Annotated in this window: 9 protein-coding genes; 5 read left to right on the plus strand and 4 right to left on the minus strand. The window is 44.4% G+C overall.

The features are described from left to right. Positions 1-403 precede the first annotated feature (403 nt). The 5 genes from SJY28_RS00130 to SJY28_RS00150 all read left to right on the plus strand — a co-directional run bounded on the left by SJY28_RS00130 (position 404) and on the right by SJY28_RS00150 (position 6,340). Positions 404-2,044, plus strand: a complete 1,641-nt coding sequence (locus SJY28_RS00130; RefSeq protein ID WP_379543008.1) for an ABC transporter substrate-binding protein — start codon at positions 404-406, stop codon at positions 2,042-2,044. Positions 2,045-2,230: 186 nt separating this feature from the next. Beyond that, positions 2,231-3,247, plus strand: coding sequence for an ABC transporter permease (locus tag SJY28_RS00135; RefSeq protein WP_057761126.1), 1,017 nt, complete (start codon positions 2,231-2,233; stop codon positions 3,245-3,247). Positions 3,248-3,388: 141 nt separating this feature from the next. Beyond that, positions 3,389-4,303, plus strand: coding sequence for an ABC transporter permease (locus tag SJY28_RS00140; RefSeq protein WP_057761128.1), 915 nt, complete (start codon positions 3,389-3,391; stop codon positions 4,301-4,303). A gap of 1 nt (position 4,304) precedes the next feature. Continuing rightward, positions 4,305-5,372: an ABC transporter ATP-binding protein gene (locus SJY28_RS00145; RefSeq protein ID WP_379543009.1), complete on the plus strand. Its 1,068-nt coding sequence runs from the start codon at positions 4,305-4,307 to the stop codon at positions 5,370-5,372. After that, positions 5,369-6,340 carry a peptide ABC transporter ATP-binding protein gene (locus tag SJY28_RS00150; RefSeq protein ID WP_379543010.1) on the plus strand — a complete coding sequence of 324 codons (972 nt, stop codon included), beginning with the start codon at positions 5,369-5,371 and terminating at the stop codon, positions 6,338-6,340. Before SJY28_RS00145 ends, SJY28_RS00150 begins: the two co-directional genes overlap by 4 nt. A gap of 12 nt (positions 6,341-6,352) precedes the next feature. Here the strand turns inward: SJY28_RS00150 and SJY28_RS00155 are convergent, their stop codons facing one another. The 4 genes from SJY28_RS00155 to serS all read right to left on the minus strand — a co-directional run bounded on the left by SJY28_RS00155 (position 6,353) and on the right by serS (position 11,853). Beyond that, positions 6,353-7,399 carry an NERD domain-containing protein gene (locus SJY28_RS00155; RefSeq protein WP_379543011.1) on the minus strand — a complete coding sequence of 349 codons (1,047 nt, stop codon included), beginning with the start codon at positions 7,397-7,399 and terminating at the stop codon, positions 6,353-6,355. Positions 7,400-7,459: 60 nt separating this feature from the next. Next, positions 7,460-8,002 (minus strand): hypothetical protein, encoded by a 543-nt coding sequence (locus tag SJY28_RS00160; protein ID WP_379543012.1) that lies wholly within the window; start codon positions 8,000-8,002, stop codon positions 7,460-7,462. Between the two features lie 271 nt (positions 8,003-8,273). Then, on the minus strand, positions 8,274-10,271 hold the full coding sequence (gene tkt / locus SJY28_RS00165; RefSeq protein ID WP_379543013.1) for a transketolase: 1,998 nt from the start codon (positions 10,269-10,271) through the stop codon (positions 8,274-8,276). A 295-nt stretch (positions 10,272-10,566) separates the two neighbouring features. Then, positions 10,567-11,853 (minus strand): serine--tRNA ligase, encoded by a 1,287-nt coding sequence (gene serS, locus SJY28_RS00170; RefSeq protein ID WP_379543014.1) that lies wholly within the window; start codon positions 11,851-11,853, stop codon positions 10,567-10,569. Between the last annotated feature and the right edge of the window lie 317 nt (positions 11,854-12,170).

Raw genomic sequence — 12,170 nt, forward strand, 5'->3', positions numbered from 1 at the left:
ATTTCTAATTATTTACACCTAGTAAAATTGTAACTGATTAGTAATCTAGAAGTGTGTCTCTTTGCTACTTAGAGCGAATAAACATAAAGCCATAGAATTTAGTATTTAATATCTTATTGATGCTAAATACGGCAAAACCGTGCACTTTTTATCGAAATTAGTCTATTTATAGCTTGCATTACCACAGATTAAGAGAGTATATTCGAACGACTTGTTTATATTTTTAGTTTCCATCTATATAATTTAAAGTTATAACAACCTTTAATATGTTTTATTTTGTATATATAAAATACTGCATAGATAGATACTTTAGAGGTCACTAAACGCTTTCTCATCGTATTCATGATCGAGTACGAACATATGGATACATGAGTACCTACCTACCATTACATAGGATGTAATAATGCAAAAATCACTCTTCAAACTTACGATGTTGGCGACGTTTGTCTTAGGTATCAGCGCCTGTAGTGGAGACAACAAAACTACGGATGACTCTGCCGCTAGCTCAGACGCCAAAGCCGCCAAAACATTGCTCTATTGCTCAGAAGGTAGCCCTGCCGGATTTGATCCAGCGCAATACACTTCAGGTACGGATTTTGATGCGAGTGCCTTCCCTATTTATAATGGCTTGGTAGAATTCAAAAGAGCGGAAACTGAGATTCAACCAGGACTTGCGGAGAGCTGGGATATTAGCGAAGACGGCAAGACTTATACCTTTAATCTACGTAAAGGGGTTAAATTCGGTACAACTGATTACTTTACTCCGAATCGCGATTTCAACGCGGATGACATTGTCTTTACGCTAGAACGTATCACTGACCCAGACTTTGAATTTAATAAAGCTTATCCTGCTGAATTCCCATATTCGGTCGGCATGGGACTACCTGATATCATCTCTAATATCGAAAAGGTTGACGACTATACGGTAAAAATTACCCTTAGCGAAACCAATGCGCCGTTCCTACAGAACTTAGCGATGCCTTTTGCTTATATTGGTTCTGCTGAATACGCAGATCAATTGCTAGCCTCTGGCAATGCTGCTGATATCAATACTAAGCCCGTCGGTACTGGACCTTTCGTCTTTACCTCGTACCAAAAAGATGCGCAAATTCGTTATACCAAAAACCCAGATTATTGGAATAAAGACGACATATATATCGACAACCTAGTGTTTGTCATCACTAAAGACTCGGCAGTCCGTGCCCAAAAAGTGCAAGCTGGCGAATGTCATGTGTCCGCTTATCCAAAACCTGCCGAAATCGAATCTGTTAAAAAATCAGGTAAAGCCACTGTTCTCGATCAGCCTGGCTTCAACGTTGGCTATGTTGGTTACAACGTAGAAAAACCTCGACTGAGTGATCTTAAAGTGCGTCAAGCATTAGATATGGCGATCAATAAAGACGCTATTATCAACGCGGTTTATCAGAGCGAAGGCCTCAAAGCGACCAACCCAATGCCGCCAACGCAGTGGGGCTATGATGAGTCACTTAAAGACGCGCCTTACGATGTCGAAAAAGCAAAAGCACTGATCAAAGAAGCTGGCGCGGATAACCTTTCTATCAATCTATGGTATATGCCAGTTCAGCGTCCATACAACCCAAATGCCAAGCTAATGGCTGAAATGCTACAAGCAGATTGGGCGAAGATTGGCGTCGATACCAAGCTTGTGACTTATGAGTGGGGCGAGTACCTAAAACGCGCTGCTAAAGGCGAGCCTGATGTCATTCTAGCCGGCTGGACTGGCGACAATGGTGATCCAGACAACTGGCTTGGTTCGTTACTGTCTTGTGACGCAGTCGGTGGTAACAACTACTCGCGCTGGTGTAATAAAGACTTCGACAATTTGGTGACCAATGCCCGTCAGATTAACAATCAAGATGAGCGTGTCAGTGAATACGAGCAAGCTCAGCAGATATTCAAAGAGCAGCTTCCTTGGACGACAATGGCGCATTCGGTAGTGACCGTATTCACCGCACCAAACGTGGTCGATTATAAAATCAGTCCGCTTGGCTCAATACGCTTCGATGGTGTAAAAGTTGAATAACCTTGACTGATTAATTCCGTTACGACGTAAGCAATTTATTCATTTTATTCATTCATATAAGTGCGGCTGGGTCAGATACTCTGCTCCAGCCGCACTTATATGAACAATATGAATTAAGCGCTTTGTCGCGGATCTCTTCATCATCGCTAATACTCTAATCATTGAACCACAACTATTGAGCAGCCCATGCTACTTTATATTCTGCGTCGTATTGCCATTTTAATACCCGTCTATCTTGGCCTAACGCTATCGACTTTTACTCTGATTCGTCTCGTACCTGGAGATGCGGTCGAGATTATGATGGGCGAGCGTATGGTCGATCCCGAGCTACATGCTCGTGCCTTAGAAAGGCTAGGATTAGACAAACCGCTCGTCGCCCAGTATTGGGATTATTTGACTGGTATCTTAACGGGTGATTTTGGTCAGTCCTTTCGTACTCGTACGCCCGTATTACAAGACTTCTTTGCCCACTTTGTTCCTACTCTAGAATTGGCGTTATGCGCTATTGTTATCGCTAGTGTCATTGGTGTCAGCTTAGGCATCTTTGCTGCCCTACGCCGTGGTACATGGATTGATTACACCCTCATGTCAGGTGCGTTGGCAGGATACTCTATGCCCATCTATTTATTGGGCCCTATCCTGACTGGTATCTTCGCTCATTATTTAGGTCTTTTACCCGTCGCTGGGGTGATATCCGTCGCACAGTTTTTGGATGTGCAGCCACTGTATGGCTCATGGTTACTCGGCTCACTAAGCTCTGGAGAGCCTGGCGCGTTTTGGAATGTGGTCAAACACTTTATCCTACCCTCTATTGCCTTATCGACCATTCCATTAGCGATGATTGCGCGGATGACACGCTCTGCGATGCTAGAGGTATTGGATGAGGATTATGTGCGTACAGCGCGAGCCAAAGGCTTATCTCCACGCCGAGTGATACTAGTCCACGTAATGCGTAATGCCTTGATTACGGTGGTTACAGTCGTTGGCCTACAGATGGCGACATTGCTCGCAGGTGCCATTATTACCGAGACCATCTTTAGCTGGCCAGGCGTTGGTAATTGGCTACTCGATGGGTTTTTCACTCGTGACTACCCTATTGTACAAAATGGTATTTTATTGGTCGCCACCGCTCTGATTTTGGTTAGTTTATTTATTGATATTTTGTATGGTCTGATCAATCCACGTATTCGCCATACTTCTTAATTCAACATTGATAAATACTCACATTATAAATAGTGATGATTAGCGCTTGCATGGTTATAAAGGTTTTTGGCAAATTTATAATGATTGTCAGGAAAGGAAGCCCAAACGAACTCAATGCGCTAGCCACTATAGGAAATGCTCATGAAGCCTTCTGTTCTCCCCTCTGATGTCAATCTGATGGCAGCCACACCGCCGTCATCTTGGCAGCTATTTTTATCGACGTTCTGCCGAAACAAAGGCGCAGTGATTGGTTTTATCGTACTGGCATTGATGGTCCTAGTGGCCATACTTGCGCCTGCTATTGCGCCTCACGATCCTTACGAGCTGTTCACCGGTCAAGAGCAATTGCCACCTGCCTTTTTAGATGGCGGCAATGCGATGTTTTGGCTAGGCACTGATGATGCGGGCCGAGATACATTGTCTCGAGTGATGTATGGCGCGCGTTATTCATTATTTATCGGTCTGAGCGCAACGACTTTGGCAATGTTGGTTGGTATTTCTTTAGGTCTAAGTGCAGCGTTTTGGCCAAAGGTCTGGGGCAAAGCGGTCATGTTGGTCAATGATATCCTGATGTCATATCCGAGCTTGCTATTGGCGATTATCATTGCCGCTATCTTAGGGCCTTCTATGACCAATACGATTATTACAATCGCACTGGTCTGTACGCCGCCTTTTATTCGGCTGACTCGTGCTACTGCGATGGTAGAGCTACAACGTGAATACTTTATTGCTTCACAAGTGATGGGCGCTGGCGTACTGCGTTTGTTGTTTATCACCATTTTGCCCAACTGTATGGCACCGCTTATCGTACAGGCAACGATGATTTTCTCATCTGCTATTTTAGAAGCGGGTGCGATTGGTTTCCTAGGTTTTGGCGTACAGCCACCTGATGCCGAATGGGGCGCGATGCTAGGTACGGCGCGTCAATATATTCAAAGTAATGTTTGGCTAGCAATCTGGCCAGGTGTCGCTATTTTCTTAGCAGCACTATCGATTAACCTGACTGGTGATGGCTTACGCGATGCGCTAGATCCTAAATTAAAGCAGGTGACCTAAGATGACTGAACCATTAATTAATACGCCTATCACTCATACGTCTATGAATGGTGCATCAACAAAAGACTCACCATTGCTGCTAGATATTGAAAACCTGTCTGTTACCTTCGGACAAGGAGTGCGTGCCTTTCGTGCCGTTGACGATGTGTCATTAAAGATTACCCAAGGGGAGGTCATCGCTGTCGTGGGTGAATCCGGCTCAGGTAAATCAGTCACTATGATGGCGCTGATGGGGCTATTGCCACCTTCCGCGACCGTACGTGCACAGCGAGTGGTCTTTGATAATAAAGACATGCTCAGTATGTCAGCCAAAGAGAGACGCGGCATCATTGGCAAAGACATCTCTATGATTTTTCAAAATGCGATGTCTTGCCTAAACCCAAGCTTTACTGTTGAAATGCAGCTAGGTGAAGTACTACGCAAACACCTTGGTTTACGAGGCGCAGCAGTACAAACACGCATCTTAGAGCTCCTAGAGTTGGTCGAAATGCCCGATGCAAAGAATCGTCTCAAGGTCTATCCGCATCAACTATCAGGTGGTATGAGTCAACGGGTTATGATTGCGATGGCGATTGCTTGCGAGCCAAAACTGCTTATCGCAGATGAGCCAACCACTGCGCTCGATGTCACGGTACAAGCGCAGATCATGGATTTGCTGAGCCGATTACAACGCGAAAAACAAATGGCGATGGTATTGATCACCCACGATTTGGGTCTGGTTGCACAGAACTCGCGTGATGTCGCGGTTATGTATGCTGGACAAGTGGTCGAAACCAGTACCGTGCCAGAGATTTTTCAAAAGCCTGCACATCCTTATACTGAAGCATTGCTACAAGCCATCCCTGAATTAGCCATCGGTCAAGATAGGCTAAACAGTTTACCAGGGGTCGTACCAAGTCAATATGACCGGCCAGCTGGTTGCTTGCTGTCTCCGCGTTGCCCATATAAGGAGCCCGCTTGCGAAGTACCGCCACCTATTTTAGATACACCCAATGGCAAGGTGCGCTGTATTGATTCTGATATTACCTCTCGCCCCTCTCACGCTGCTACCTTGGAGTCACAAGTATGAGTAACAAAGTGGTCCTAAAAGCAGACAATCTACACAAGCACTATCCAGTATCACAAGGTCTGGGCAAAGCAAAAGCCTACGTGAAAGCGCTCAATGGTGTCTCATTCGAGCTTGAAGCTGGCAAGACACTGGCCGTCGTTGGTGAGTCAGGCTGCGGCAAATCCACGCTTGCCCGCCAGTTGACACTGATCGAAGCGCCTACACATGGTGAGCTATTTATCAACGATGAAGGCACCACAGGCTATAGCAGAAAAGCGCTAAAAGAGTTGCGTACTGAAATTCAAATGGTCTTTCAAAATCCTTATGGTAGCTTAAATCCGCGTCATACCATTGGTTATCAATTGACAGAACCATTAGATATCCATACCAAATTGTCCAAAGAGGAAAAGCGCGACAAAATCAACGAGATGATGAGACATGTCGGTCTACGTCCCGAACACGCTGGGCGTTTTCCACATATGTTTTCAGGGGGTCAGCGCCAACGTATTGCCCTCGCCCGCGCCATGATGCTCAATCCTAAAATTGTCGTCGCTGATGAGCCAACTTCCGCCCTCGATGTCTCCATTCAGGCGCAGGTTCTAAATCTATTTATGGATTTGCAGGATGAGTATCGCACCGCTTACGTCTTTATCTCGCACAATTTATCCGTCGTGCGCCACGTCGCTGATGATGTGATGGTGATGTACTTGGGTCAGGCCGTCGAACACGGCCCCAAAGAAGCGATTTATAATGCGCCAAAGCATCCGTATACCATTGCATTATTGGCTGCGGCACCAACGGTAAACGGTCATAAAAATGATTTGACCCTACAAGGTGAGCTACCAAGTCCGCTCAACCCACCAAGTGGCTGCGCCCTACATAAACGCTGCCCCTATGCCAAGCAGCAATGCAGCGAAGTAGAGCCACAACTGCGCGAATGGGACGGTCGATTGGTTGCTTGTTTACGTTTAGAAGAGATATATGGTTAAGGTGATTAACGATTAATCAATATTCACCACACCCCAACATTTAGGAAACTGGCTACAACCAAAAAAGGTCTGACCTTGATTCAGGCCTTTTTTTGCTACTCTCTTAATCATCTCACCGTTACACCTTGGACAGGTTGGTATTTGGACAAGATTAGCGGCATTGTCTGTCGCTTCAATTATCGCAGGTTCATTAACTTTTGGCTCAGACTCTACAACCTCAAACGGCGTAAGAAAAACCTTATCAGCAATATCGTGCGATGTAATTGTATGCTGAGTGATTGCCCGCTGATTGTCCATACTATCAATTGGTAACTCGCTAGATTCAATTTCAGTCTGACCAGACCATCGATGCACTTCTCTACTTTTTAGAATAGCTCGTTTAGCGGTCTCTTTTACTATCGGCTCTGGTATAGACTCATTAGCCACTTTAGCAACTGGTTTATCAATAGCGTTACCGCTAGACTGCTTATTTGTATTTTGGCTTGGATTGCTATGCTTGTCTTTTAGATAGGCTTTGTGCTCTCTATTGGTACGCCAAGACTTGCTAAATCTATTGCTATTAATCTGCTCAACGATAGATGCAACCTCATCTTCAGTGAGTATTTTTTCTTGTTTTTTCTTCACATACGAGACCATACCACTCGTCAATACATACTCGGGCAACTCATCGCGGGTTTTTAGCTCACACTCACCGATGAAAGCAATCATCGAATGAAAATAGCTCAGCTCCAAGCCCAATAAATCTGCGAGCGTCTTAATGTGCAAGTAGTTTTGGCGCAATGGGTTCTGAAATTTAAACTTACTTCCATTTTGGAAAACTTGTGTCCACTGTCTTTGGTTCTCGCTACCATATATCCAGCCTTTATAGTTTTTGGTTTCGATGACGAATATGCCGTATACGGAGACGATAATATGGTCAATTTGGGTACTGCCGCCATTAGCTCGCGGTAAGGTAATACCGTTTAATCGGTGATAAACATCTTTTTCAAGCTTTAACCACATGGCGACGTTGATGACGGCTTCACCGAGGAAACCTTTAAAGCTGGATTTTAGGGACATAATAGCGATCTTTAGAATGGTTATAGAATGTGCTAAGCGTAATACCAAAACTCTTTAAATTTAATTAATCAGCACTCTCTTACGATGCTTTAAAGGCTTGGCATAAGCAGAAGAACATGATTTGATATGTTTATAAAAACTCTTATAAACCCGATCATATTCTTCATCAAGCTGTTTAAGTACATCTAAAGTACTATCGCTAGGATTAACTTCATGTTCATGCTGTGCATTTATCAGGTTTCCCCCTGCATTTAAAAACAACTCATATTTTTTCTCAAGCTCTGGAAAATATAAAGCTATTAATATTTCTATCTTGCCACCTTCTCTATAAAATTCATCAACGTCTAAAGCTTCATCGCAATTGCTTGAAAAACTTTTGGATTGAACTTCCTGAATAATGGCTGCAAAATCAACCAGTCTAAAAACCACTTCCTCAAACTTTATTCTCAAAAAGGCTTCATACTCCTTCTTGCGTTCAGCTCTCTGAGTAATGAGCATACCGCATAGTCCAAATATTCCGATTATGCAGGCTGCTATCAAGCCTTCACTTAGTTCAATCTGTTTTAGCCATGTAATAGCATTTGCCAGTTCGATACTATCCATCTAATTTTTCCAGTTCTATAGTCATATAATTTATTTTTATATGAGAGCTGCACAAGAAGTAAAATATAGCTTTGTGAGCAATCAACCTATTCTAATTTACCACTAAATCATCATGTTGAGGCACAGAATTTAGTATTGATTGCAGCAGTTACTTTACCGATAGCCATATTGATGAAAGCAGACCAAAAGAAAAGCCAAAGAGTAAGCCATAAAAAAAGCCACTAGATTTCTCTAGTAGCTCTTTTTTTAAATACTAACTAAGTTAGGTTTATTACACCAAACTATTTACCGCTTCGACCACAGCATCAGTCGTAATACCAAACTCTTTATACAAGTCACTTGCAGGAGCAGATTCGCCATAAGTGGTCATACCGATGACTTTGCCATCTAGACCAACGAACTTATACCAGTAATCTACATGCGCGGCTTCTACTGCGACGCGAGCACGAATATTGGCAGGTAATACCGCTTCGCGATAGCTTGCATCTTGCTCAACGAAAATCTCAGCACATGGCATAGAGACCACACGGACGCCAACACCATTTGCGCTCAATGTTTCGTACGCTTGCATCGCTAGGCCAACTTCTGAACCTGTCGCGATGATAATGGCTTGTAGCTCGCCTTGCTCTTTCGCCAGTACATAGCCGCCCTTTGTGATGTTCGCTACTTGCTCGCTATCACGTGCTTGATGTGGCAAGCTCTGACGGCTAAAGATCAATGCTGATGGGTTGTTTTCTGATTTGATTGCTTCTACCCAAGCGCTTGCAGATTCGGTCGCATCACAAGGACGCCATGTACGTAGGTTTGGCGTGGTACGTAGGCTAGTCAATTGCTCAACTGGCTGATGCGTTGGGCCATCTTCACCCAGACCGATAGAGTCATGCGTATAGACATGGATGACGCGCTGCTTCATCAGTGCGCCCATGCGTACTGCGTTACGTGCGTATTCCATAAACATCAGGAACGTCGCTACGTAAGGGATAAAACCGCCATGCAATGCGATACCATTGGCAATCGCGGTCATACCAAACTCGCGTACACCGTAATAGATATAGTTGCCGTCAGCGTCTTTTTCGATGCCTTTAGCGCCTTTAAATAGCGTCAAGTTTGAGCCAGCTAGGTCGGCTGAACCGCCCAATAGTTCTGGCAATAGTGGCTGCAAGCTGTTGATAGCATTTTGACTGGCTTTACGACTAGCAACATCCCCACCCGCTTCTTGAGTTTGCTGAATATAGGCTTGCGCTTGGCTAGCAAAGTCAGCAGGCAACTCGCCATTTAGACGACGTGATAGTTCTGCTGCAAGCTCTGGATAGGCTTTTTTGTATGCTTCAAAGTCCGCATCCCAGTTCTTTTGCTGGACGTCGCCTTTGGCTTTAGCATCCCATGCTTCATAGATTTCGTCGTCTAATTCAAATGGGGCATGCTTCCAAGATAGCGCATCACGGGTCAAGGCGATTTCGTCATCACCAAGTGGAGCACCATGACTAGCCGCTAGACCTTGTTTGTTAGGGCTACCAGCACCGATCGTGGTTTTGCAAATAATTAGACTTGGCTTAGCAGTCTCTGCAATGGCTTGCTCAGTCGCTTGCGTGATTGCATCAGTATCATGACCGTCAACTTTGATAACTTGCCAGCCGTAAGACTCAAAACGCGCTTCGGTATCATCAGTGAACCAGCCTTCGACATTACCGTCGATTGAGATGCCATTATCATCATAGAAGAATACCAATTTTCCAAGCGCCAACGTGCCAGCCAATGAGCAAACTTCATGACTAATACCTTCCATCAAGCAGCCATCGCCCAAGAACGCATAAGTATGATGATCGACGACGTTATGACCGTCGCGGTTGAACTGTGCGGCTAAAGTTTTTTCTGCGATTGCAAAACCAACGGCATTAGCAATACCTTGTCCTAGTGGACCAGTAGTCGTTTCTACACCAGGTGTGTAACCAAGTTCAGGATGCCCTGGAGTTTTTGAATGCAGCTGACGGAAACCTTTAAGGTCATCAACGCTCACATCATAACCTGATAAATGTAGCAATGAATAAATAAGCATCGAGCCATGACCGTTTGACAGTACAAAGCGATCACGGTTGTGCCAATTAGGATCTGCTGGATTGTGCTTCAAAAATTTGCGCCACAAAACTTCGGCAATATCAGCCATACCCATTGGCGCACCCGGATGTCCAGAGTTGGCTTTTTGAACCGCGTCAAACGACAGTACACGGATGGCATTGGCTAGTTTACGTTCGCTAATTGGAGCTGGCATAGAGTGTCCTAATATTCGAATGAGTAGTATAAAGATAAGAGGAGAGTTTACTCAGAGGATAATCCATCGAAAACGCGACAGGCGTCCTCAATGGATAGGCTATAAAATAAAAATGCAATATTAACATATTTGCTATGAGCCTAGCCAAAAATGCGGTGACAAGACCGTTTATATTTAGCAATGACTCACATCAGTTTTGTTAAACGATGAGCAATGACGGACTTTGATTTAAGTTATAAATAACAAGCTGCGAGTGACCTAAGTGACAAGCAGCTCATTACTGATAGTCAGTTTATTAAACTGAAATAGTCTCAGCACCGCCCATAAATGGACGTAATACTTCTGGAATCGTGATGCTGCCATCAGCGTTTTGGTGATTTTCCATCACTGCCAGTAACGTACGACCAACGGCCAAACCTGAACCATTTAAAGTATGAGCCAAGCTGGTTTGTTTGCCATCTTTGACACGCGTACCCATACGGCGCGCTTGGAAATCACCACAGTTAGAGCAGCTAGAGATTTCACGATAGGTATCTTGGCTCGGTAGCCATACTTCGATGTCATAAGTCTTTTGTGCAGCAAAACCCATATCGCCCGTACATAGCTGTACAGTACGGTATGGCAACTCAAGCTGCTGCAAGATATATTCGGCCTGCCCTGTCATCGCTTCTAGTAACTCATCGGACTGATCGCTAGTACCGACATTGACCATTTCAACTTTTTCAAACTGATGCTGACGAATCAAGCCACGGGTATCACGCCCGTGTGAGCCCGCTTCACTGCGGAAACATGGCGTATGCGCGGTGAATTTTAGCGGTAGCTCTTTAATATCCAAACGCTCGCCGCGTACCAAGTTGGTCATTGGCACTTCAGCGGTTGGAATAAGGTAAAAATCCATCTCATCGTTATTCGTGTGATTGCTTAATTTAAACAAATCATCTTCAAACTTAGGCAACTGACCCGTACCCTTTAGACTATCGCTATTAACGATATAAGGCACATAGGTCTCAAGATAACCGTACTTCATCGTATGCGTGTTCAACATGAATTGAATCAACGCGCGATGCAATTGTGCCAATTGCCCTTTTAGCACGTTAAAACGGCTACCAGTCAACTTAGTCGCTGCCTCAAAGTCCAACATACCAAGCGTCTCACCGATATGCGTATGATCTTGAATTTCAAAATCAAACGTACGCGGCGTGCCCCACTTACGCACTTCTACGTTATCGTCTTCTGACGTACCGACTGGTACATCCGCCGCCGGAATATTCGGAATTTGCAAAGCCGCTTGAGTGATACGCTCTTGTAGCGTACGTAACTCGTCTTCCGCAGCTTTAATCTCACCGCTAACGCTTTGCATCTCAGCCAATAGCTCACTGGCATCTTCGCCTGATTTTTTTAGGGCACCTACTTGCTTAGCACCAGCATTACGGCGCGATTGCAACTCTTCGGTTTTGACTTGTAGAGACTTACGCTCGTTTTCAATCGTCTGCCAGAACTCCATATCAAGCTCATAACCACGGGTGGCTAGCTGCTGCTGTAGGTCGCTTAAATCGCCGCGTAAGAGTTTCGGATCAATCATAGTAGTTGCCTGTAACACTAAAGGTGAGTAAAAGGTTTAAAAGTATTATTAATAGGGTAATTGCCTAGCGTATCGCTATCACGGTCTTTGTGATAACTGGCTATGACGTTATGTTTTATATCAACATATCTTGTAGTCGCTATAATACCAAGACAAGGCAGATTTGACCATGTTTTGGATATCTTTGACTGCTTTTCGCTGTTTTTAACTGATTCTCACTAGCTTTTGTTCATTATGCTAATCGCTTATAGCAAGTTATTCTGTTTTTAATTTCTCACTTTTGCTTTCGTCTAGTCTGAATAAACTGAGTATAGAGC

It is taken from the genome of Psychrobacter sp. R86515 (genome assembly GCF_042466315.1).
Taxonomy (GTDB): Bacteria; Pseudomonadota; Gammaproteobacteria; order Pseudomonadales; family Moraxellaceae; genus Psychrobacter.